We start from the raw sequence: 22,548 nt of genomic DNA, 5'->3' as shown, positions 1-22,548 counted from the left end.
CGCCGCCCTCGCGACGCCGGGCAACAGAACCCAAATGTAGGAGCTGCCGAAGGCTGCGATCTTTACCGGCAACGCTTGAGTTCCGAGTGAACCGGCAAAGATCAAAAGATCGCAGCCTTCGGCAGCTCCTACAGGGATCACCCGAATTGCGCGTGACATCGCAGTTTTTTGTAAGCCTGCCTTAACCCCATCGGGCCCGGCCCGAGATAGAGACGGATGCAGATTATGCACAGGCTAAAACACGGCCTACTTCAGGCCGCCGGTTGGCTGTTTTACCTAAGTTTGCTGATGGGCCTGGCCTTGATGCTGCCCACGTCCACGTTCGACTCCGAGTCGAAGGACTTCATTTTCCTGATTGGCGCCGTGGGTATCTGGCGCTACTCGATGGGTGCAACGCACTTTGTGCGCGGCATGATTTTTCTCTACATCGTTTATCCGCACCTGCGCCGCAAAGTGCGCAAACTGGGTAAAGCGGCGGATCCGTCGCATGTGTTTCTGATGGTCACCAGTTTCCGTATCGACGCGCTGACCACAGCGCAGGTCTACAGCTCGGTGATCCGCGAAGCCATCGACTGCGAACTGCCGACCACCGTGGTTTGCTCGATCGTGGAAATGTCCGATGAGCTGCTGGTCAAGGCGCTGTGGGCGCGGATGAATCCGCCAGAGCGTGTGAAGCTCGACTTCGTGCGCATTCCCGGCACCGGTAAACGTGATGGCCTGGCCTACGGTTTCCGCGCGATCTCCCGCCACCTGCCGGACGACCGTGCCGTGGTTGCCGTGATCGATGGCGACACCGTGCTCGGCGAAGGCACCGTGCGCAAGACCGTGCCGTGGTTCCAGCTGTTCGGCAACGTCGGCGGCCTGACCACCAACGAATTCTGCGAAGTGCGCGGCGGCTACATCATGAGCGAATGGCACAAGCTGCGTTTCGCCCAGCGCCACATCAACATGTGCTCGATGGCTCTGTCCAAACGCGTACTGACCATGACCGGGCGTATGTCGGTATTCAAAGCGTCTGTGGTGACCAACCCGGAATTCATCGCCGACGTTGAGAGCGACTCGCTGCAACACTGGCGTCTGGGCCGTTTCAAGTTTTTGACCGGCGACGACAAGTCGAGCTGGTTCAGCCTGATGCGCCTTGGCTACGACACCTTCTACGTGCCTGACGCGGCGATCAACACCGTTGAACACCCGCCGGAAAAGAGCTTCATCAAGGCCAGCCGCAAACTGATGTTCCGCTGGTACGGCAACAACCTGCGCCAGAACTCGCGAGCACTGGGCCTGGGTGTGAAACGCCTCGGCGCCTTCACCTCGGTGGTGCTGTTCGACCAGCGCGTATCGATGTGGACGTCATTGCTCGGCCTGACCGTGGCGATCATTGCCAGCTTCAAATACGGCACGGCGTTCATCCTCGTTTATCTGCTGTGGATCGGCATCACCCGCCTGATTCTGACCCTGCTGCTGTCGTGCTCCGGTCACCGCATCGGCCCGGCTTATCCCGCGATTCTTTATTACAACCAGATCGTCGGCGCGCTGGTGAAGATCTACGTGTTCTTCCGCCTCGACCAACAATCCTGGACACGCCAACCCACATCCCTGACCCGTGATCTCGCCAGCTTTCAACGTTGGTTCAACACCTGGTCGTCTCGGACCATGACCTTCTCCGCCGGCAGCATTTTTGTCGCCGTGCTGCTGATGATGGTCTGACCCGCCCCTATTGAATTAACAAGGAAATCGCCCCTATGAATACCGCCGTCAACGCCAACGTAGTGCATGAATCCGAAGCCCAGCGCCAACACGCCCGCGTGAAAATCCCGGCCAAACTGCGCTTTTTCGGCCCCGACCGGACACCGGTTGAAGCGCGGGTCATCGACCTGTCGGCCGGTGGTCTGGCGTTCAACGCCGGGCAGTTGCCGCTCAAGGCTGGCGACGTGCACAAGGCGCGTCTGCAATTCGTCATCGACAACCTCGGGCTGGCGATGGACGTGGAACTGCAGATCCGTTCTTACGACCGCCAGACCGGCCGCGTCGGTTGCCAGTTTCAGAACCTCGAGCCGCAGGACATTTCCACCCTGCGCCACTTGATCACTTCGCACCTGGCCGGCGACATCGTCAGCATGGGTGAAGTGTTGGCAACGCTGCAGCGCGACAACTTCACCAAGGCGCGCAAAGTGAAGGACGGCGGCTCCGGCATGACCCCGTTCGGTCGACTGAAAGCAGTGACCTTCAGCGCCGGTGTGTTTGTCGTTGGCCTGGTCGCGGCGGGCTTCATTTTCAAATCGGTGTACGGCATGTACTTCGTCAGCCACGCGCAGGCTGGTCTGGTCAGCGTGCCGGGGATGAACATCACCATGCCCCGCGACGGCACCGTGCAGAGCCTGATCAAGTCCGACGGCGTTGCCGCCAAAGGCGCGCCACTGGCGACCTTCAGCACCAGCATGCTCGACGTGCTCAAGGGCCATCTGGAAGAAGATCAACTGTCCCCGGCCAAGGTTGAAGAACTGTTCGGCAAACAAATGACCGGCACCCTGACTTCGCCATGCGATTGCACCGTGGCCCAGCAACTGGTGGCTGACGGTCAGTACGCGAGCAAGGGCGACGTGATCTTCCAACTGGTGCCGCGCAACACCCAGGCCACCGTTGATGCGCGCTTCTCCTATCGCCAGTTCGGCGACGTGCGTCCGGGCACTCCGGTGAGCTTCCAGATCGCCGGCGAAGACAAGACCCGCACCGGCAAGATCGTCAGCAGCACCAGCCTGAAAAGCGCCGACCTGTCCTCTGACATCCGCGTACAGATCCAGCCAGACGAGCCGCTCGACAGCAACCTCGCCGGCCGCCCTGTGGAAGTCAACAGCGACCGTGGCCCGAACCTGAACTGGCTGATCGACAAAGCCATGGCTGCCGGTCTTTAAGTCGAGGACATGCCTGTGACTACTCCACCCATCTCAAGCACACCACAAACCCTGTGGGAGCGAGCTTGCTCGCGAATGCATTCTGACATTCAGCCTCAGTGCCGACTGACACACCGCTTTCGCGAGCAAGCTCGCTCCCACATGGGTTCAGTGTGCGCATTGGCTTTGGCAGTCAGTCTCGCCGGTTGCGCCGGCCTGCCCGATCAGCGTCTGGCCAACGAAGCGCTGAAGCGTGGCGACACTGCCACCGCTGCGCAGAATTATCAGCAACTGGCCGATCTGGGTTACAGCGAGGCGCAAGTCGGCCTCGCCGATATCCAGGTCGACAGCCGCGACCCTGAGCAAATGAAACAGGCCGAAGCGACTTACCGCGCCGCCGCCAGTGTTTCGCCGCGTGCTCAGGCGCGTCTGGGCCGCTTGCTGGTGGCCAAACCGGGTTACACCGAAGCCGAGCACCACGAAGCCGAAACCCTGCTGAAAAAAGCCGCCGCCAATGGCGAAGGCAACACGTTGATCCCGCTGGCGATGCTCTACCTGCAATACCCGCACAGCTTCCCCAACATCAACGCGCAGCAGCAGATCGATCAATGGCGCAAATCCGGTTATCCGGAAGCAGGTCTGGCGCAGGTGCTGCTGTATCGCACCCAAGGCACCTACGACCAGCACCTGGATGACGTGGAAAAAATCTGCAAAGCCGCGCTCAACACCACCGACATCTGCTACGTCGAACTGGCCACGGTCTATCAGAAACGTGCCCAGCCAGAACAGCAAGCCGAGCTGATCAAACAGATGCAGGCCGGTTATGCCCGAGGCACCGTCACCGCGCAGCGCGTCGATTCCGTGGCCCGTGTACTGGCCGATTCGACCCTCGGCAAGCCCGACGAAAAAACCGCGCAGTCGCTGCTCGAGCCGATCGCTCCAGGCTACCCGGCGTCGTGGGTGACCCTCGCGCAATTGCTGTACGACTACCCGGAACTGGGTGACGTCGACCAGATGATGAAGTACCTCGACAACGGCCGCGCCGCCGACCAGCCGCGCGCCGAGCTGTTGCTGGGCAAGCTCTACTACGAAGGCAAAATGGTCCCGGCTGACGCCAAAGTTGCTGAAGAACATTTCCAGAAAGCCGTTGGCCGTGAAGTCGCCGCCGACTACTACCTCGGCCAGATCTATCGCCGTGGCTACCTCGGCAAGGTCTATCCGCAGAAGGCGCTCGACCACTTGCTGACCGCTGCGCGCAACGGCCAAAACAGCGCCGACTTCGCCATCGCGCAACTGTTCTCCCAAGGCAAGGGCACCAAGCCCGATCCGCTCAACGCCTACGTCTTCAGCCAACTGGCCAAGGCGCAAAACACCCCGCAAGCCGATGAGCTGGCGACCACCCTCGCCGCGCAATTGCCGCCCGAGCGTCTGGCCGAAGCCCAACGTCTGCTGCAACAGGAGCAAGCCAGCCGTGGCGCTCTGAACCAGAACACGCTGCAACTGCACGCCCTGCAAGAAGAAGACGGCGAGGAAAAATTATGAAGTTGAATCCATTTGTGAAGGCCGGCATTGGCCTCACTTTCGCGCTGATCTGGTCTTGCCCGACACTGGCCGCGATGACTGAAACCAAGAACTTCGGCCTCGAAGTGAAAGTCACCGGCCAGTCCGAAGACGACCGCGACCTCGGCACCGCCAGCGGCGGCGACGTCAACGGCGTCGGCCTCGACCTGCGTCCGTGGATCTACGGCGAAAGCGGCGCGTGGAGCGCCTACGCCATGGGCCAGGCCGTGACCTCGACCGACATCATCGAAACCGACACCCTGCAACAATCCGACGGTGAACAAGCCACCGACAACGGCGATCGCAAAACCAAGAAAAACTACCTGGCGATGCGCGAGTTCTGGGTCGGCTACAGCGGCCTCACGCCATACCCGGGCGAGATGCTCAAGTTCGGTCGCCAGCGCCTGCGCAATGACGACGGCCAATGGCGCGACACCAACATCGAAGCGCTGAACTGGACCTTCGACACCACCCTGTTGCGCGCCAACGCCGGTGTCGCCGAACGCTTCAGCGAATACCGCACCGACTTGAAAGAGCTGGCGCCGAAAGACAAAGATCGCCTGCACGCCTACGCCGATGCCGCTTACCAGTGGACACCGGGCCAGTGGGTCGGCATTCGTGGTCACCATACCCACGACGACGGCAAACTCGATTACGCCGAGCCGGGTGTCCCGCGCGACTCGCTGGATAAAACCGAGAACGGCGACATCAGCTGGCTCGGCCTGACCGCCGACAGCGACGCCTACAACTGGCGCAACACCAACACCGTCAACTACTGGGGCAGCATCACCGGCATGAGCGGCGACCGCGACACGGTCAACGCGCTGAATGCCGACGGCTCGCGCCCGGCACAAGCCAAGCGCAGCGATGACGTCAACGGCTGGGCCACCGACATCGGTGTACGTCTGCGCCTCGATCCGCAATGGCAAGTCGGCGGTGCCTATGCCCGCGCCAGCGCCGATTACGAGCAGAACGGTCTGGAGAGCAACCGCTCCAACTACACCGGTACGCGTTCGCGGGTTCACCGTTTCGGCGAAGCCTTCCGTGGCGAAATGAACAACATGCAGACCGCCACACTGTTCGGTTCGTGGATGGTCAACGACGAGTACGACGCCAGCCTGATCTACCACAAATTCTGGCGTGTCGACGGCAACAAGCCGGTGGGCAGCAACGGCATCAACGCCGTGGAAAACAACACCGACGACGCCACCGGCGCCATTCTTTCCAGCACCTCGCTGCCGCTTGAAGACGGCAACAAGGATCTGGGTCAGGAGATGGATCTGGTCGTCACCAAGTACTTCAAGCAAGGCCTGTTGCCCGCGGCGTTGAGCCAGTCGATCGACGAGCCTTCGGCCCTCGTGCGTTTCCGTGGCGGTGTGTTCAAACCGGGCGATGCCTACGGCAAGCAGGTTGATTCGTACATGCACCGCGCGTTCATCGACGTGATCTGGCGCTTCTGATGCAAACCGCCAAGGGAGTGCCCGACATGATCAGCACCAGGATAGGCTCACTCAGCCTGCTGGCCGGCGCGATGCTGCTGGCCAGCGCCGGCGCCTTCGCCAATGTGGAGCCGACGGCGCCACAACCGGCCAAGCCGGCCACCGTGGCCAAAGAACTGCAACAGGCCAAGACCTACACCGTCAGCAGCGCGCCGACCGACGCGCTGAATCTGGCCGCGCCAAAACTGCCCGACCTCTCCGGCTTCACCGCCGAAGCCGCTGCGGCGAAAATCGTCCGCAGCAAACCGGGCAAGATCAGCGTGCGCCGGATGATGCAGGAAGACGCGCTGAAGGACTTCATCGGCGGCGACAACAAGATGGCCGAATGGGTGGTGCGTCAGCACGGCATCCCGCAGGCGATCTTCGTCGACGACGGCTATATGAACCTCAAGGATCTGGCGCAGAAACTGCCCAAGCAGTATTTCAGCGAAACCTCGCCGGGCGTGTATTTGTCGAAGCTGCCGATCGTGGTTGGCCGTAAAGGCATCCTCGAAATCGATGGCCAGACCCAGGAATTGCGCCTGTCGCAAGAGGCCGGTTCGTTCCTGGTCAACGACGGTCAGCTGTTCGTGCGTGACACCAAGATCACTGGCTGGCGCGAGAAGGAAAACGGCCCGGCGACCTTCCGTTCGCCGAAGGAATTCCGTCCGTTCCTGCTGGCCTGGGGCGGCACCGAGACCTACATCGTCAACAGCAAGATGGCTAGCTTCGGCTACGCCAACAGTAAGTCGTACGGCGTGAGTATTTCCCAGTACACGCCGAACATGGCCAAGGTGCTCAAGCGTCCCGAACCGACTGGCTGGATCGTCGGTTCCGAGTTCTCCGACATGTGGTACGGCTTCTACTGCTACGAGACCCGCGACTTCGTGGTCAAGGGCAACACCTACAAAGACAACATCGTTTACGGCATCGACCCGCACGACCGTTCCCACGGCCTGATCATTGCCGAGAACACTGTGCACGGCACGAAGAAGAAGCACGGGATCATTATTTCCCGTGAGGTCAACGACAGCTTCATCTTCAACAACAAGAGCTTCGACAACCACCTCTCGGGCTTGGTGATCGACCGTAACAGCGTCAACAACATCATTGCCTACAACGAGATCTACAAGAACCACACCGACGGCATCACGCTCTACGAGTCCGCCGACAACCTGCTGTGGGGCAACAAGGTCATCAGCAACAAACGCCACGGCATCCGTATTCGTAACAGCGTGAACATCCGCCTCTACGAAAACGTCGCCATGGCCAACGGCCTGACCGGCGTTTACGGCCACATCAAGGATCTGAGCGACACCGACCGTGACATCAAGCTCGACCCGTTCGATGCGCAGGTGTCGCTGATCGTCGTCGGCGGTGAGCTGGCGGCCAACGGCAGCGGCCCGCTGTCGATCGATTCGCCTTTGAGTGTCGAGCTGTATCGCGTGTCGATGCTGGCGCCGACCAAATCCAGCGGCATCAGCTTCAACGGCATCCTCGGCGAGCGCCAGGATGAAATTCTCGACCTGCTGGTGCGCCAGCAGAAAGCCGTGCTGATCGACCCTGTCGAACGCCAGACCGAAATGCAGGACTGAGGATAATTTTATGCACCCACACTTGATCAAATTACTCAGCCTGTCGGCCCTGACCGTGGGCATTCTCGCGGCCAGCAACGGCGCCCGCGCCGATGAAGGCGCCGCCGCTACGCCGCCGAAGTTCAGCGCCGAACCGTGCTGCAACCTGTGCCCGGCGGCGCATGACGCGAAGAACTACACCACGCGTTATCAGCAGAACTTCACCACGCTGGTGCAGGCGCAAGGCGACTGGCTGTTCCGGACTCAGGAAGATCTGCGCACCGAGTTCAACACCACCCCGGCCGGCTACAAACGCCTGCAACAGCTGCACGATGCGTTCAAGGCCAAAGGCGTCGAGCTGGTGATTGTTTATCAGCCAACCCGTGGCCTGGTGAACCGCAACAAGCTCAACCCGCAGGAAAAAGCCGCGTTCGATTACGAGAAAGCGCTGGGCAACTACAAGACCATGCTCGGCCGTTTCGCCAAGATGGGTTACGTCGTGCCAGACCTGTCGCCGCTGACCAACGAATCGCTGCCAGACACCCTGCCCGCCCACGACTTCTATTTCCGCGGCGACCAACACTGGACGCCATACGGTGCACAGCGCACGGCGAAAATCGTCGCCGAGAAGGTCAAGCAGATCCCGGCCTTCGCCGACGTACCCAAGCGTGAATTCGAAACCAAACGCTCCGGGCGCATGGGCAAGACCGGCACCCTGCACAACATGGCCGGGCAACTGTGCGGCACCAGTTACGCGATCCAGTACATGGATCAATTCACCACCGAGCCTAAGGGCGAGGCTGGCGACGGCGACCTGTTCGGTGATTCCGGCAACCCGCAAATCACCCTCGTCGGTACGTCGCACAGCGGCAAGAACTACAACTTCGCCGGCTTCCTCGAAGAAGCCATCGGCGCCGACATTCTCAACGTCGCGTTCCCCGGCGGTGGTCTGGAAGGTTCGATGCTGCAGTACCTCGGCAGCGACGAATTCCAGAAGACCCCGCCGAAAATTCTCATCTGGGAATTCTCGCCGCTGTATCGCCTCGACCAGGAGACCATCTATCGCCAAATGATGTCCCTGCTCGACAACGGCTGCGAAGGCAAAGACGCACAGATGTCCGCGAGCACCACGCTCAAGCCGGGCGGCAAACAAGAACTGCTGGTCAACAGCAAGAACCTGAACCTGCAAAACAGCAGCCATCAGGTCGACATCCGCTTCGCCGATCCTTCGGTGAAAACCCTGCAAGCCACCCTCTGGTACATGAACGGTCGCCACGAGGACATCAAGATCGAGAAACCGGAAACCTCCGACACCGACGGTCGTTTCGCCTTTGAGTTGCGCACGGACGAAGACTGGGCCACGCAGAACCTGCTGGCGGTCGAAGTTCAGGGCCCGGAAGCGGGCACCGCGCCGCAAAAAGTCGAAGCGAAAATCTGCAAACGCAACGTATTCCCGGGCGCTGGGCAACAAACCGCTCAGGTCGGGCAATGAGGTCTGCTATGCGAAATCCGAAACTCAAAAATCTGTTGGCACCGACGCTGCTGAGCCTGGCGATGTTCGCCGGGGCGACTCAGGCCGCCGCGCCACTGCGTCCACCGCAGGGCTACTTCGCGCCTGTGGATAAATTCAAGACCGGCGACAACAGCGAAGGCTGCGATGCCATGCCGACGCCGTACACCGGGCCGCTGCAATTTCGCAGCAAATACGAAGGCTCGGACAAGGCCCGTTCAACGCTGAACGTGCAGTCGGAAAAAGCTTTCCGCGACACCACCAAAGACATCACCACGCTGGAACGCGGCACCGCCAAACGGGTAATGCAGTTCATGCGCGACGGTCGTCCGGAACAGCTCGACTGCACGCTGAACTGGCTGACCGCGTGGGCCAAGGCCGACGCGTTGATGTCGAAAGACTTCAACCACACCGGCAAGTCGATGCGCAAATGGGCGTTGGGCAGCATGGCCTCTTCGTACATTCGCCTGAAGTTCTCCGACTCGCATCCGCTGGCGCAGCATCAGCAGGAAGCGCAGGTGATCGAGGCGTGGTTCAGCAAAATGGCCGACCAGGTGGTCAGCGACTGGGACAACCTGCCGCTGGAAAAAACCAACAATCACTCGTACTGGGCCGCATGGTCGGTGATGGCGACGTCGGTCGCGACCAACCGCCGCGACCTGTTTGACTGGGCGGTGAAGGAATACAAGGTCGGCGCCAATCAAGTCGATGCTGACGGTTACCTGCCGAACGAACTCAAGCGCCAGCAACGCGCCCTCGCCTATCACAACTACGCCCTGCCGCCGCTGGCGATGATCGCCAGTTTTGCTCAGGTCAACGGGGTCGATTTGCGTCAGGAGAACAACGGTGCGCTGAAGCGTCTGGGTGATCGGGTGTTGTCGGGGGTGAAAGACCCGGATGAATTCGAGAAGAAGAACGGCAAAGAGCAGGACATGACCGACTTGAAAGAGGACATGAAATTCGCCTGGCTCGAACCGTTCTGCACGCTCTACACCTGTGCGCCGGATGTCATCGAGAAGAAGCGCGGCATGCAGCCGTTCAAAACCTTCCGCCTCGGCGGCGACCTGACCAAGGTCTACGACCCGTCCCATGAAAAGGGCAACAAAGGTTCTTGAAAGGCGAAAAGCGAAAGCCCCTCACCCTAACCCTCTCCCGGAGGGAGAGGGGACTGACCGAGGTGGCTGTGCGAGTTACGCCGAAATGAAATACCGAGTCGATCTCCTTTTCTGAAAACCATGGAGATCAGGCTCCCTCTCCCTCCGGGAGAGGGCGGGGGGTGAGGGGCGCGGTCTGACGGCCAGCTCCGACCTCAAGCAAGCACTGTGTCACCCCTCCACTACCACGGGGGGTTTGGGGGGGCTTTGGCCCTTGACTGTTGGTTCAAACATGGAGAGATCGGGATGGTATTTTCATCCAACGTGTTCCTGTTTCTGTTCTTGCCGATCTTTCTCGGCTTGTACTACTTGAGCGGGCAACGCTATCGCAATTTGCTGCTGCTGATCGCCAGCTACGTGTTCTATGCCTGGTGGCGTGTGGACTTCCTCGCGCTGTTCGCTGCCGTCACATTGTGGAACTACTGGATCGGCCTCAAAGTCGGAGCCGCTGGCGTGCGGACCAAACCGGCGCAGCGCTGGCTGTTGCTCGGTGTCGCAGTCGATTTGTGCATCCTCGGCTACTTCAAGTACGCCAACTTCGGCGTCGATAGCATCAACGCGATGATGACGTCGGTCGGTCTGTCGCCGTTCATCCTCACCCACGTGCTGCTGCCGATCGGTATCTCGTTCTACATTTTCGAGTCGATCAGCTACATCATCGACGTGTATCGCGGCGACACCCCGGCCACGCGCAACCTGATCGACTTCGCCGCCTTCGTAGCGATCTTCCCGCACTTGATTGCCGGCCCGGTGCTGCGCTTCCGCGACCTCGCCGACCAGTTCAACAACCGCACGCACACCCTCGATAAATTCTCCGAGGGCTGCACGCGGTTCATGCAGGGTTTCATCAAGAAAGTCTTCATCGCCGACACCCTCGCGGTGGTCGCCGACCATTGTTTCGCCCTGCAAAACCCGACCACCGGCGATGCCTGGCTCGGCGCACTGGCCTACACCGCGCAGCTGTATTTCGACTTCTCCGGTTACAGCGACATGGCCATCGGTCTGGGCTTGATGATGGGTTTCCGCTTCATGGAAAACTTCAAACAGCCGTACATCAGCCAGTCGATCACCGAGTTCTGGCGCCGCTGGCACATCAGCCTGTCGACCTGGCTGCGTGACTATCTGTACATCACCCTCGGCGGTAACCGTAAAGGCACGCTGATGACCTATCGCAACCTGTTCCTGACCATGCTCCTCGGTGGTCTGTGGCACGGCGCGAACATCACCTACATCGTCTGGGGCGCCTGGCACGGCATGTGGCTGGCGATTGAAAAAGCGCTGGGCCTGAACACTTCGCCACGCAGCCTCAACCCGATCCGCTGGGCGCTGACCTTCCTGCTCGTGGTCATGGGCTGGGTGATCTTCCGCGCCGAGAACCTGCACGTTGCCGGTCGCATGTACGGCGCGATGTTCAGCTTCGGCGACTGGTCGTTGTCCGAACTCAATCAGGCCAGCCTCACCGGTCTGCAAGTGGCAACTCTGGTTGTGGCGTACGTGACGCTGGCGTTCTTCGGCCTGCGCGATCTGTACACCAACCAGCCACCGGCCAAGAGCAAACCTGAAGTCAACGTTGAGGCCAACGGCCCTGCCACGGCGACTCCGGGAATGATCAAAGCCGCACCCGGCGAAAACCCGGCGAGCATCCACGAGCCTGGCTACACCGTCGGCGTCGAAGCCCAGGTGCAACCGGCCTACTGGAGCGCGGACTGGTCGCGCTACGTGATGCGCGGCTTGATCCTGCTGCTGTTCATCGCCTCGATTCTCAAACTCTCGGCGCAAAGCTTCTCGCCGTTCCTTTACTTCCAGTTCTGAGGGATCTGACATGACCCGCTCATTACGCATCTTCTACATCGCCCTGTTCCTGGTGACCCTGTTGGTCTTGGGTCTGTGGTCGGTTCGCAGCTTCTTCGGCTTCAGCACCAATGCCGATGCGACGGTGCTCAACGGTCGCTGGACCAAGGCTGTGGAAACGCACTACGACGATGAATTCCCGATCAAGCGTCTGGGCACCAACCTCTGGGCCGCGCTGGATTTCAAACTGTTCAACGAAGGTCGTCCGGGCGTGGTGCTCGGTCGCGATCAGTGGTTGTACAGCGATGAAGAATTCAACCCGATCGTCAACGAAGAGCTGAACCTGCAAGGCAACTACGCGCTGGTCGAAGGCGTGCGCCAGACCCTCAAAGAGAAAGGCGTGAAACTGGTGATGGCGATCGTGCCGGCCAAGGTTCGTCTGTACCCGGAGCATCTGGGTGAAGTGAAACCGGCGAGCATCCACGAAAATCTCTATCAGGATTTCCATGCTCGTGTAGCCGCCGACAAGATCCTCGCCCCTGACCTGCTCAAGCCGTTCCAGCAGGCCAAGCAAAGTGGTCAGCAAGTGTTCCTGCGCACCGATACGCACTGGACGCCTGAGGGCGCCGAGGTTGCAGCAAACACTTTGGCGAAAACCATCGCCGACAAGTTCCCGCTCAGCGGCGAGCCGCAGCGCTTCGTTACCACGCCAGCGGAAAAGGTCACGCACAAGGGCGATCTGCGCTTGTTCCTGCCGCTCGATCCGCTGTTTGAAAACCTGATGCCGGCGCAAGAGCCGCTGCAAAAGCGCAACACCGTCGCGGCTGGTGATCAGCCTGCCGGTGACGACGCGCTGTTCGCCAGCAATGAAGTGCCGGTGGCACTGGTCGGCACCAGCTACAGCGCCAACCCCAACTGGAACTTCGTCGGTGCCCTGAAACAAGCGCTGCACAGCGACGTGGTGAGCTACGCCGAAGACGGCCACGGCCCGATCCTGCCGATGCTCAGCTACCTGAAAAGCGATGACTTCAAGAACAGCCCGCCACAGGTGCTGATCTGGGAGTTTCCTGAACGATATCTGCCTGTGAACAACGAAATCGGCGACGCCGACCCGCAGTGGGTCGCAGAGCTTAAACAAGCCGGCGCGCGCCAACAAAACGTAGCAATCAACACTAAATCCGAGACGCCCGATCGGGCGCAAAACTGAAAGAGAGGTACACCATGACTTTCACTACTACTCCTCGTCGTCTCGCAAAACGCATTGCACTGGTTGCAGGTCTGAGCGTGCTGTCGGTTCAGGCTTTCGCCGGTGGCGACGCTGCGCTCTACGGCCCGACCGCACCGAAAGGCTCGACCTTCGTGCGTGTCTACAACGCCAGCAACGCTGAAGTCAGCGCCACCGTCGGCAGCACCAACCTGAGCGACGTTGCGCCACTGGCCAGCAGCGACTTCAGCTTCATGCCTGGCGGTGATTACAGCGCCAAAGTCGGCAGCCAGACCCTGCCGGTGAAACTCGCCGGTGACCACTACTACACCCTGGTCAACAACGCTTCCGGCGCGCCGCAACTGATCGAAGAGCCGCCGTTCAAGAACAAGCAGAAATCCCTGGTGCGCGTGCAGAACCTCAGCGACAAACCGCTGACCCTGAAGACCGCCGACGGCAAGACCGACGTGGTGCCGAACGTGGCCGCCAAGGGCCGTGGCGAACGTGAAATCAACCCGGTGAAAGTCAGCTTGGCGCTGTACGAAGGTGACAAGAAAGTTGGCGACGTAAAACCGGTCGCCCTGGAGCGCGGTGAAGCGGCGGTGCTGTACGTCACCGGCAGCGGCAGCAGCCTGTCGCCAGTCTGGGTAAAACGCCCGGTATCGACTCGCTAACCCATTTCCCGAGGAGACGCTGATCCCTGTAGGAGCTGCGGCACGCTGCGATCTTTTGACTTTGTTTATGAAGATCAAGATCAACAGATCGCAGCCTTCGGCAGCTCCTACAAGGGAATGCGGCGGCCTCTCGGTACGAGACAAAAACAAGAGTGAAACGACACAGCGTTCGTGCCTCTAACCAATCGATTTTATGGAGTAAACAATATGATTCCGGTGATCTTGTCAGGTGGTAGCGGTTCACGTCTTTGGCCGCTTTCGCGTAAGCAGTTCCCTAAGCAATTCCTCGCCCTGACCGGCGAACACACGCTGTTCCAGCAGACCCTCGAACGCCTGGTGTTCGAAGGTATGGACACCCCGATCGTGGTCTGCAACAAGGATCACCGCTTCATCGTCAACGAGCAGTTGAGCAATCGTAATCTGGGATGCCAGCGCATCCTGATGGAACCGTTCGGCCGCAACACCGCGCCGGCCGTGGCGTTGACCGCGATGATGCTGGTCAATGAAGGTCGCGACGAACTGATGCTGGTGCTGCCGGCTGACCACGTCCTCGAAGACCAGAAAGCCCTGCAACGCGCCCTCGCCCTCGCCACCGTCGCCGCTGAAAACGGCGAAATGGTGCTGTTCGGCGTACCGGCGACCAAACCGGAAACCGGTTACGGCTACATCAAATCCACTGCGGATTCGCTGCTGCCCGAAGGCGTCAGCCGCGTCTCGCACTTCGTCGAAAAACCTGACGTCAAACGCGCTACCGAGTACGTGCAGTCCGGCGGTTACTACTGGAACAGCGGCATGTTCCTGTTCCGCGCCAGCCGCTTCCTCGAAGAGCTGAAAAAGCACGATCCGGACATCTACGACACCTGCCTGCTGACCCTTGAGCGCAGCGAGCAGGATGCCGACACCGTGACGCTGGACGAAGCCACCTTCGCCTGCTGCCCGGACAACTCCATCGACTACTCCGTGATGGAAAAAACCCAGCGCGCCTGCGTGGTGCCGCTGACCGCTGGCTGGAGCGATGTCGGTTGCTGGTCGTCGCTGTGGGAAGTCAACGAGAAAGACGCCAACGGCAACGTTACCAAAGGCGACGTGGTCATCCAGGACAGCAAGAACTGCATGATCCACGGCAACGGCAAACTGGTGTCGGTGATCGGTCTGGAAAACATCGTCGTGGTCGAAACCAAAGACGCCATGATGATTGCCCACAAAGACAAGGTTCAGGGCGTCAAGCAGATGGTCAACACGCTCAACGAGCAGGGCCGCAGCGAAACCCAGAATCACTGCGAAGTCTATCGTCCGTGGGGCTCGTACGACTCGGTGGACATGGGCGGGCGTTTCCAGGTCAAGCACATCTCGGTGAAACCGGGCGCATGCCTGTCGCTGCAGATGCACCACCACCGCGCCGAACACTGGATCGTGGTCAGCGGCACCGCCGAAGTGACCTGCGATGAAAACGTGTTCCTGCTCTGCGAAAACCAGTCGACCTACATCCCGATCGCCTCGGTGCATCGCCTGCGCAACCCGGGCAAGATCCCGCTGGAAATCATCGAAGTCCAGTCGGGCTCGTACCTGGGCGAAGACGACATCGAACGCTTCGAAGACATCTACGGCCGCTCCACCCCGATCGAGCGCGGCGTGTCGGTGAAGACCATCGCGCAGTAACTGATCGGCAAAACAAGAAGCCCTCGTCCAGCCCGTTGCGTTCCCTATCCGCAGCGGGTTGGGCGGGGGCTTTTTTATTTCCAGACAGCCACTCTATTCATGATGCGCCGCAGCAACCGTGGCGCGTTTGCCACGTTTGTTGCCCATCTTCAAAGGATCCTCGGCCATCAGCGCCATCGATATGTTCGGTGGCGTCGCCGAACCGAATCCGGCGGCGAACAACTGCATCGAGAGTGCACTCGGCGCTGCGCTGGACTGTGCGGCTGTTTCGCCAATCTGATGGTTAAAACCGGTGAAAGCGGCCATCTCCGGTAACTTGCTCAACAGTGATGAGGTGTTGCTGGCAACCGGCACACTCGTTGGCAACATGTGCTGGGTGCTGCGTTGGCGGCTCTGCATCTGTGCTTGCGCATCGTAGACTTCGAGCACGCGCCCGCCGGTTTCCAGCACACTGCCCACGGCGCCGATCAACGGATGCTTGGCGTAAGACAAGGTCTTGCCAATGACCTGTGCGCCCTGAGCAATCCTTTCTCGGGTTTCTGATGACACTTGTGGCAGACCTCGAGACGATTCCTGCATTCGCAATGCCGCACTGCCTGAGGCCTGAGTGGGCAATGAAACCAATCCATCCTGATCGCGATAGAACAGTGGATTGTTGCGCATGGCCCGGTAGCGATTGGGCCCATCGACCTCTTCGCCGGGATCGGGACTGACCCAGCGTTGCAGCCACGCGGCGTAGTAACGGAAGCCAAAATAATGCAGGCCGGTGGCATCCTCCTCCTTGCCTGAGTAGCCGAGGCTTTTGTCGCTGACATCGCCGTCCTGCCACGCCGTTGCACCGAAGGCATAAAACATTTCGCGGCTGATGATTTGCCCATCGCCATCCAGTTCAAGACCGATGGAACCGACGTGATCGGTGCAGCCATAGCGGTAGCGATCCGGTCCGCCGTCACGATGCAAAACGCGCACGCTGTTGAGTCCGATCGCCACGCTGATCACCTGCAAATGCTGGTTGTTACCGCTGTGGCTGCGCAGTTCCAGCCCGGGCAGATAGCGCGTCTCGGCAATCACTGTAAGTGCCTGGGTCTGCCATTCAGTGATTTTGCGCACGCGCAAACCGGCGCCGTCATACAGGTAAGATTCGCGATCATCGAGCCCACTCTCGCGGGTAATTGGCGTGACGCGACTGAGCTGATTGCGCAGGTTCCAGTGCAGATTTCGCCCGGGCTCCAGCGCCAGCAAGTTGCCGTTGCTATCAAACGCGGCAGCGATGTCGGCTTCCGTGGGGGCCGTACCGTTGCGCCAGGACAGGCAACGATTGCTGTAGCGAGCGGCGCTGAGTTGATGACCCTGAGCTTGTCCGCCGACATGGCTCAATTGCAGGAGATTACCGCTGGCGTCGTAACGGAAGGTCTGCCGATAGTTGCCGATCGCTGCCGGATCCGCCTGGCCGCTCGCGCCGGGGCCCCGCTGAGTAACGAGCGACTCCCAGCCAGTGGCTTCGATTAACTGGTAAAGACTGTCGTAGCGAAAGTGCCTGATCGGCTCGATGCGCTGGTTGGCGAAATAGCGCACGGGGAGTGCCTTGTCTTCAATGCTCAGTACATTGCCCATCGGGTCGTACTGATAAAGCCAATGCTGCAACACCACACCAACCGCGCTCTTGGTCAGACGTTCGAGCAGTCGACCGTCCTGTGGCCGATAAAGCAACGTCGTGCTGACACCGTTGCCCGCCATTTCATATACAACCTGGCCTTCAGCGTTGTAGCGGATATCGCTGACCAACAGCTGCGCGCTGGATTGATGCTTCAACTGCAAAGCAGCGCCACGCAAACGGCCATCCACGGCCATCTCGAACGTTTGTCGATGCCCCTTGGCATCAATGAGTTCGTGCAGCGTCTCCTGTGGGGTAAAGCGCCATTGCGTGGTCGCACCAGGCCCCGGTTCGAGCAATCGCAGACAATCATCCAGCAAGGGTGGCCAGTTCGGCGCAACCGAATCCTGGGTGAAGTGGCGAGTGTTTTCAGTGCTTTGACCGTTGATCGCGAACTGTGTGAACAGCACGCAACCAGCGGGATCGAAGTGCTGGATCAGCTCGCCGAACTGATTACATTGCGCATCGCCCTCCCCCGGCCGGCCGTACACCAAGCGCTCGACACAGCGTCGGGGCTCGGCCACCGCCTCTTCGAACGTCGCCGTCGGGCGCAGACGCTGATCGTACTCATCCTCGTGCCGCGTGCCACGACTGTCCCAAGTGGACAACACATGATTGCCCAGACCACGCAGCTTGATTTGCACACCGGCATCGGTGCTGTCCGAACGCAGCACTTCACCGTTCAATGCATACACCGAAGTCAGGTTGGCCGGCGTCAGCGGATCCGTTGCTTGCAGCGCCCACAGTCGCGGATCCCATTGTTTGACGGCATGCCCGGCGACGTCGAGGGCCGTACGGTGGATACGCGTTTCAGCAGGCCGGTTTTCATCGTCGCGCCAGTAATCCACGTTGCGAATCTGCAGTCCGCGTGGATCATTCACCTCAAGCATCGATGTATGACTGTGGATGCCCATGGGTTTCGACCACGTCCTTGGTGCGTGCGGTTATCACAGCAGGCATAGTGCCGCGTGCCTACTGTCAGAAATTACAGTCCCGACCAACGGCGCAATCGACTGTTCTACGAATATCCATTGCGCCGGCCCTTCGGTAGGATGGTGCTCACGAACTCAAGGAGCGCTCCCCCATGTTCATCGGCATTTTGCTGGTCATCACCTGGCTGATCCTGTTGCTGCGCTATCCGGCCAAAGCCTTGCCGGTGTCAGTGGCAGCCGCTATCGGCCTCGGTCTGGTAGCGATGTGGGTGGTGTGGCTGGACAACCGCGAGATCAAGCAACTGGCGCGCCTCGAGTTGCGCATCAGCTACGCGCCGGAGCAATGCCCGGCCGATCGCCCGCTGCAACTGAAGATGAACAACGGCAACAGCGTGCCGCTGACCGAACTGCGCTGGCGCATTGCAGCCTACGCGCCGGGTGACACGGTCAACCTGGCCGACAACCAATACACCGCGCCGCGCTACCGTGGCCCCGGCGAATTGCAGGCCGGTTCGACATGGGAAGACTGTTTGCCATTGCCGCCACTGCGTCCCGGTTATCGCCCGCAAACACTGGAGTTCCGCGCCGAGCATTTGCAGGGTAGTTTCTCCGACTGATCCCCCTTCCCAACTTTTTTGCACAAGGAATGCGCCATGCCCGTTGCGTTGATTACCGGTTGTTCCAGCGGCATCGGCCGCGCGCTTGCCGATGCGTTTAAAACGGCGGGCTACGAAGTCTGGGCCAGTGCGCGCAAGGCTGACGATGTCGCTGCATTGAATGCGGCCGGTTTTACCGCCGTGCAACTGGATGTCAACGACGGCGCGGCGCTGGCGCAACTCGGCGAGCGAATCAATCAGCAACATGGCGGCCTCGATGTGCTGATCAACAACGCCGGTTATGGCGCGATGGGGCCGTTGCTCGACGGCGGTGTGCCGGCGATGCAACGGCAGTTCGAAACCAATGTGTTTTCCATAGTCGGCGTTACCCGCGCGTTGTTTCCGGTGCTGCGGCGGGGCAAGGGACTGGTGGTGAATATGGGCAGCGTGTCAGGGGTTTTGGTCACGCCGTTTGCCGGTGCTTACTGCGCCTCGAAAGCGGCGGTGCACGCATTGACCGATGCATTGCGCATGGAGTTGGCACCGTTCGGCATTCGTGTGATGGAAGTGCAGCCGGGGGCGATTCAGTCGAGCTTCGCCAAGAATGCCGGGCATGAGGCCGAGCAATTGATCAATGAACAATCGCCGTGGTTTCCGTTGCGTGAAGGGATCCGGGCGCGGGCCAAGGCTTCGCAGGACAAGCCGACGCCGGCTGCTGAGTTTGCCGCTGATTTGCTCAAGGCCGTGCGGCAGAGCAACCCGCCGCGCTTGATCCGCATTGGTAATGGGAGCCGGGCGTTGCCGCTGTTGGCGGCGTTGTTGCCGAAGGCGTTGCTGGAGTCGGTGTTGATGAAGCGGTTCGGGTTGGGTGGGGATCTGTAGGAGCTGCGGCACGCTGCGATCTGTTGATTTTGATGTTGATTTGAAGATAAAAAGATCGCAGCCTCGTTTCACTCGACAGCTCCTACAGGGAGTCGTTAGTTCCAGGTTTTCATGAAATCAATAAACGCCCGCACCTTCAGCGGCAAATGCCGTGTGTCCGGATACAACGCATACACCCCTTGCTGAGCAAACTGGTAATCCGCCAACAAGCGCTGCAAGCGTCCGGCGTCCAGGTCTTTCTGAATCAACCATTGCGGCAAAATCGCCACACCCTGCCCGGTCAACGCAAAGGCCCTGAGCGTCGCCGAGTTGTCCGCAACAATCGCAGTGGTTCCCGGTTTCGGCTGGTAGAAATGTTCAGCACCGTGCGGATCAGTCACCCTCATCTCCGGCACCCGCCCGTGCCCCAATGTCGGCATCGACTCCAGCACCGCCAGCATATCAACCGGCGCAAAACGCTCGACCAACCCCGGCGCCGCCACCGCAAACACTTCGAATGTCGACAACTGCACCGCTCGCAGATTGGAGTCGTGCATGCGCCCCAAACGGATCGCCATATCAAACCGTTCAGAGATCAGATCGGCATGCGTCGAAGACGTCGACAGGTGAATATTCAACTGCGGTTGCTGCTGCCGAAACACCTCCAGCGCCGGCACCACTTGCGCCAGCGCGAACTCCACCGTCGTGGTAATCCGCAACGTGCCCTTGAGCTGTGAATGTTCCGAACGCGCTTCCTCAATGGCCAGTCGCGCTTCATCCAGCGTGCGCAAACAGCGTCGATAGAAGCGTTCGCCGGCGTCGGTGAGCGCCAGTTGCCGGGTGTTGCGCGTGAGCAAGGTCACGCCCAATTCCTCTTCCAGCCGCTTGAGATTGAAGCTCACCACCGCGCGAGTCTGGCCCAATGTGTCAGCGGCAGCGGTCAACGAACCGGCCTCGACCACGGCTTTGAAGGTGTCGAATCGATCCAGACTGACCATGGCCACTGCGCTCCTTGTCAAAATAATTTTGACAAACTAGCAGCCAAACCAGCGTTTTCCTATCACCAGAAGCGCCCTACCCTGCACGTATCATCACAGGGAAGCTGCCATGGCTTATCGCTCGAAAGTCGCGCTGGTGTATCTGTTGGGGTTCGCCCTCGACTTGCTGAACATGTTCGTCGCCAGCATTGCCTACCCCGACATCGCCCAACAATTGCACGCCTCGGTGACGCAACTGGCGTGGATCACCAACGCCTACATGCTCGGGCTGACGCTGATCATTCCGCTAAGCGTGTGGCTGGCGGCACGGGTCGGCGAGCGACGGCTGATTCTCGCCTCGCTGCTGCTGTTCGGGATTGGCTCGGCGCTGGTGGCGCAAGCGGCATCGATCGAAAGCTTGATTGGCTGGCGCCTGCTGCAAGGGCTCGGTGGCGGGTTGTTGCTGCCGGTCGGTCAGGCGTTGGCGTATCGACAGTTTCCGCCGTCGCAGCGTGCGCACTTTACCGGGGTGGTTTTGTTGGTGGCGTTGATGGTGCCGGCACTGTCGCCGGCGGCGGGCGGATTGATTGTTCAGGCGTTGTCGTGGCGGTGGATTTTCTACCTCAATTTGCCGGTGGCGCTGCTCGCTATTGGCCTTGGACTGTTCTGGCTGAAAGCCGATCAGCCTTCGAGTGAACGGCCGACGCTGGATGCGCGCGGCTTGCTATTGGCGGCGACTGCGCTGAGTTTGTTGTTGATCGCCGTCAGCATGCTGAGCGAAGCCGACACCCGCATCCTCGGTCTCCTTGTCCTCGTGCTCAGCGTCCTGACCCTGTGCATTTATCTGCGTGACGGTTGGCGTAAACCCAACGCCATTCTCGACCTGCAACTGATCAAGAATCCGTCGCTGCGCCTGGCGATGCTGATCTACCTGTGCGTGCCCGGCGTGTTCACCGGCACCCACATGATCGCCGTGTTGTACCTGCACAACCTCGGCTTGGGCGCAGCGCAAATCGGGGCGTTGATGCTGCCATGGGCAGTGGGTTCGGGCGTGTCGATCATGCTCGGCAAACGCAGTTTCAATCGCCTGGGGCCGAAGCCGCTGTTGAGCGCTGGCATGCTCCTGCAATGCCTCGGTATCGTCTTGCTGATGCGCATCGAACAACCCGCCAGCACGCCGCTGATCATCGCCTACGGCCTGATGGGCCTCGGCGGCAGCCTGTGCAGCGTCACTGCGCAGACCTTGGCATTTGTCGGCATCACGCCAGAAAAAATGGGCCATTCCAGTGCGCTATGGAATATCAATCGTCAACTTGGTTTTTGCCTCGGCGCGGCGTTGCTCAGCTCCTTGTTGGGGGCTTTGGGTGGTGAGGGTTTTCGTTACTGCTTCCTCGCTGCCGCGTTGCTGACGATGCTGCCGATGGTCAGTGTTTTGCGGTTCGATTCGACGGCAGTGCTCGCGCTGCTGACTCAAACTCCCCTCAAGGAAAAATCCATATGACCGACTACAGCGAATACTTTGATGAAGTGATTCAGGCACACGAAGCCATCGAGCGATGGTTTGCCTTGGAGGAAGAAGACGCAGCGCTGGAGAGATTACTGAACAGGTTTTCAGCCGAATTCTCCATGGTTTCGCCGTTGGGCCGGGTGTTGAATTTCGAGGCCTTGAGCGCGTTGTTTCGGATGGCTGGAGGGAAGAAACCCGGGTTCAGGATTGAGCTCAGTGAACTGCGCACGATTGCGCTGCACGAACGCGGGGCGACGGTGAGTTACCGAGAGCAGCAAACCGATGCAAGCGGGTCGTATACAGATCGGCGCTCGACGGTGGTTTTTGAAAAACACCCATCCGGGCGAGTGATCTGGCGACACTTGCAGGAGACGCTCTGCCAGGGCTGAAGCCGTCGGTCGCTACCTGTTACTTCTGACAGTAGACGTATCGAGAACATCAGCCGTAGTCTTTCAGAACAAGCACCCACAGTTTCCTGCGCAGTATCGAATGAATGGTGTCGTGAATGCCTTGTACCCCACTTTGA

17 protein-coding genes are annotated in these 22,548 nt (G+C 60.0%); 15 read left to right on the top strand and 2 right to left on the bottom strand.

Annotation, left to right across the window (positions count from 1 at the left end; genetic code table 11):
- Nucleotides 1-225: 225 nt before the first annotated feature.
- The 11 genes from alg8 to AD669_RS04695 all read left to right on the top strand — a co-directional run bounded on the left by alg8 (nucleotide 226) and on the right by AD669_RS04695 (nucleotide 15,495).
- A complete protein-coding gene (gene alg8, locus AD669_RS04745; protein ID WP_371262356.1) occupies nucleotides 226-1,707 on the top strand; it encodes a mannuronan synthase in 1,482 nt (493 codons plus the stop codon).
- Between the two features lie 35 nt (nucleotides 1,708-1,742).
- Nucleotides 1,743-2,912 (top strand): alginate biosynthesis protein Alg44, encoded by a 1,170-nt coding sequence (locus AD669_RS04740; protein ID WP_053117301.1) that lies wholly within the window; start codon nucleotides 1,743-1,745, stop codon nucleotides 2,910-2,912.
- Between the two features lie 9 nt (nucleotides 2,913-2,921).
- Entirely contained in the window at nucleotides 2,922-4,433 is a 1,512-nt protein-coding gene (algK, locus tag AD669_RS04735; protein WP_371262355.1) for an alginate biosynthesis TPR repeat lipoprotein AlgK, read from the top strand.
- The gene (locus AD669_RS04730; protein WP_008077270.1) at nucleotides 4,430-5,911 is read left to right on the top strand and encodes an alginate export family protein; all 1,482 of its coding nucleotides are present in this window, start codon (nucleotides 4,430-4,432) and stop codon (nucleotides 5,909-5,911) included. The genes algK and AD669_RS04730 overlap by 4 nt, the downstream gene beginning before the upstream one ends.
- A 26-nt stretch (nucleotides 5,912-5,937) precedes the next feature.
- Entirely contained in the window at nucleotides 5,938-7,524 is a 1,587-nt protein-coding gene (gene algG / locus AD669_RS04725) for a mannuronan 5-epimerase AlgG (protein ID WP_053117956.1), read from the top strand.
- Nucleotides 7,525-7,534: 10 nt separating this feature from the next.
- Entirely contained in the window at nucleotides 7,535-8,995 is a 1,461-nt protein-coding gene (locus AD669_RS04720; protein WP_053117297.1) for an alginate O-acetyltransferase, read from the top strand.
- An 8-nt stretch (nucleotides 8,996-9,003) separates the two neighbouring features.
- A complete protein-coding gene (locus tag AD669_RS04715; protein WP_053117295.1) occupies nucleotides 9,004-10,128 on the top strand; it encodes a mannuronate-specific alginate lyase in 1,125 nt (374 codons plus the stop codon).
- 285 nt (nucleotides 10,129-10,413) lie between these two features.
- The gene (locus AD669_RS04710; protein WP_053117293.1) at nucleotides 10,414-11,979 is read left to right on the top strand and encodes an MBOAT family protein; all 1,566 of its coding nucleotides are present in this window, start codon (nucleotides 10,414-10,416) and stop codon (nucleotides 11,977-11,979) included.
- A gap of 10 nt (nucleotides 11,980-11,989) precedes the next feature.
- Nucleotides 11,990-13,165, top strand: coding sequence for an alginate O-acetyltransferase (locus AD669_RS04705; protein ID WP_053117291.1), 1,176 nt, complete (start codon nucleotides 11,990-11,992; stop codon nucleotides 13,163-13,165).
- Nucleotides 13,166-13,179: 14 nt separating this feature from the next.
- The gene (locus AD669_RS04700) at nucleotides 13,180-13,836 is read left to right on the top strand and encodes an alginate O-acetyltransferase AlgF (protein WP_003221835.1); all 657 of its coding nucleotides are present in this window, start codon (nucleotides 13,180-13,182) and stop codon (nucleotides 13,834-13,836) included.
- A gap of 207 nt (nucleotides 13,837-14,043) precedes the next feature.
- The gene (locus AD669_RS04695; protein WP_053117288.1) at nucleotides 14,044-15,495 is read left to right on the top strand and encodes a mannose-1-phosphate guanylyltransferase/mannose-6-phosphate isomerase; all 1,452 of its coding nucleotides are present in this window, start codon (nucleotides 14,044-14,046) and stop codon (nucleotides 15,493-15,495) included.
- Nucleotides 15,496-15,588: 93 nt separating this feature from the next.
- Here the strand turns inward: AD669_RS04695 and AD669_RS04690 are convergent, their stop codons facing one another.
- Complete coding sequence (locus tag AD669_RS04690; RefSeq protein WP_053117287.1) at nucleotides 15,589-18,063, bottom strand: RHS repeat domain-containing protein; 2,475 nt, start codon at nucleotides 18,061-18,063, stop codon at nucleotides 15,589-15,591.
- 170 nt (nucleotides 18,064-18,233) lie between these two features.
- On the opposite strand from AD669_RS04690, the gene AD669_RS04685 reads away from it, so the two are divergent.
- Both AD669_RS04685 and AD669_RS04680 read left to right on the top strand, forming a co-directional pair.
- Nucleotides 18,234-18,698 (top strand): hypothetical protein, encoded by a 465-nt coding sequence (locus AD669_RS04685; protein ID WP_053117285.1) that lies wholly within the window; start codon nucleotides 18,234-18,236, stop codon nucleotides 18,696-18,698.
- A 36-nt stretch (nucleotides 18,699-18,734) separates the two neighbouring features.
- Complete coding sequence (locus tag AD669_RS04680; RefSeq protein WP_053117284.1) at nucleotides 18,735-19,559, top strand: SDR family oxidoreductase; 825 nt, start codon at nucleotides 18,735-18,737, stop codon at nucleotides 19,557-19,559.
- Nucleotides 19,560-19,654: 95 nt separating this feature from the next.
- On the opposite strand, the gene AD669_RS04675 is transcribed toward AD669_RS04680, so the two are convergent.
- Nucleotides 19,655-20,536: a LysR family transcriptional regulator gene (locus tag AD669_RS04675; protein ID WP_053117282.1), complete on the bottom strand. Its 882-nt coding sequence runs from the start codon at nucleotides 20,534-20,536 to the stop codon at nucleotides 19,655-19,657.
- Between the two features lie 109 nt (nucleotides 20,537-20,645).
- On the opposite strand from AD669_RS04675, the gene AD669_RS04670 reads away from it, so the two are divergent.
- Together AD669_RS04670 and AD669_RS04665 are read left to right on the top strand one after the other, a co-directional pair.
- On the top strand, nucleotides 20,646-22,016 hold the full coding sequence (locus AD669_RS04670; protein WP_053117280.1) for an MFS transporter: 1,371 nt from the start codon (nucleotides 20,646-20,648) through the stop codon (nucleotides 22,014-22,016).
- Nucleotides 22,013-22,411 carry a DUF4440 domain-containing protein gene (locus tag AD669_RS04665; protein WP_053117278.1) on the top strand — a complete coding sequence of 133 codons (399 nt, stop codon included), beginning with the start codon at nucleotides 22,013-22,015 and terminating at the stop codon, nucleotides 22,409-22,411. Before AD669_RS04670 ends, AD669_RS04665 begins: the two co-directional genes overlap by 4 nt.
- The last annotated feature ends 137 nt before the right edge of the window (nucleotides 22,412-22,548 follow it).

Source organism: Pseudomonas sp. P1.31 (assembly GCF_001269815.1).
Lineage (GTDB): Bacteria > Pseudomonadota > Gammaproteobacteria > Pseudomonadales > Pseudomonadaceae > Aquipseudomonas > Aquipseudomonas rustica.
This window is presented reverse-complemented; position numbering and strand designations above follow the sequence as displayed.

Excerpts from the sequence above, each read along its gene's own strand:
- AD669_RS04665 (WP_053117278.1), top strand. The coding sequence starts at position 22,013 with ATGACCGACTACAGCGAATACTTTGATGAAGTGATTCAGGCACACGAA.
- AD669_RS04705 (WP_053117291.1), top strand. The coding sequence starts at position 11,990 with ATGACCCGCTCATTACGCATCTTCTACATCGCCCTGTTCCTGGTGACC.
- AD669_RS04680 (WP_053117284.1), top strand. The coding sequence starts at position 18,735 with ATGCCCGTTGCGTTGATTACCGGTTGTTCCAGCGGCATCGGCCGCGCG.
- algK (WP_371262355.1), top strand. The coding sequence starts at position 2,922 with ATGCCTGTGACTACTCCACCCATCTCAAGCACACCACAAACCCTGTGG.
- AD669_RS04740 (WP_053117301.1), top strand. The coding sequence starts at position 1,743 with ATGAATACCGCCGTCAACGCCAACGTAGTGCATGAATCCGAAGCCCAG.
- algG (WP_053117956.1), top strand. The coding sequence starts at position 5,938 with ATGATCAGCACCAGGATAGGCTCACTCAGCCTGCTGGCCGGCGCGATG.
- AD669_RS04730 (WP_008077270.1), top strand. The coding sequence starts at position 4,430 with ATGAAGTTGAATCCATTTGTGAAGGCCGGCATTGGCCTCACTTTCGCG.
- AD669_RS04690 (WP_053117287.1), bottom strand. The coding sequence starts at position 18,063 with ATGGGCATCCACAGTCATACATCGATGCTTGAGGTGAATGATCCACGC.
- AD669_RS04715 (WP_053117295.1), top strand. The coding sequence starts at position 9,004 with ATGCGAAATCCGAAACTCAAAAATCTGTTGGCACCGACGCTGCTGAGC.
- AD669_RS04710 (WP_053117293.1), top strand. The coding sequence starts at position 10,414 with ATGGTATTTTCATCCAACGTGTTCCTGTTTCTGTTCTTGCCGATCTTT.
- alg8 (WP_371262356.1), top strand. The coding sequence starts at position 226 with ATGCACAGGCTAAAACACGGCCTACTTCAGGCCGCCGGTTGGCTGTTT.
- AD669_RS04700 (WP_003221835.1), top strand. The coding sequence starts at position 13,180 with ATGACTTTCACTACTACTCCTCGTCGTCTCGCAAAACGCATTGCACTG.
- AD669_RS04670 (WP_053117280.1), top strand. The coding sequence starts at position 20,646 with ATGGCTTATCGCTCGAAAGTCGCGCTGGTGTATCTGTTGGGGTTCGCC.
- AD669_RS04720 (WP_053117297.1), top strand. The coding sequence starts at position 7,535 with ATGCACCCACACTTGATCAAATTACTCAGCCTGTCGGCCCTGACCGTG.
- AD669_RS04675 (WP_053117282.1), bottom strand. The coding sequence starts at position 20,536 with ATGGTCAGTCTGGATCGATTCGACACCTTCAAAGCCGTGGTCGAGGCC.
- AD669_RS04685 (WP_053117285.1), top strand. The coding sequence starts at position 18,234 with ATGTTCATCGGCATTTTGCTGGTCATCACCTGGCTGATCCTGTTGCTG.
- AD669_RS04695 (WP_053117288.1), top strand. The coding sequence starts at position 14,044 with ATGATTCCGGTGATCTTGTCAGGTGGTAGCGGTTCACGTCTTTGGCCG.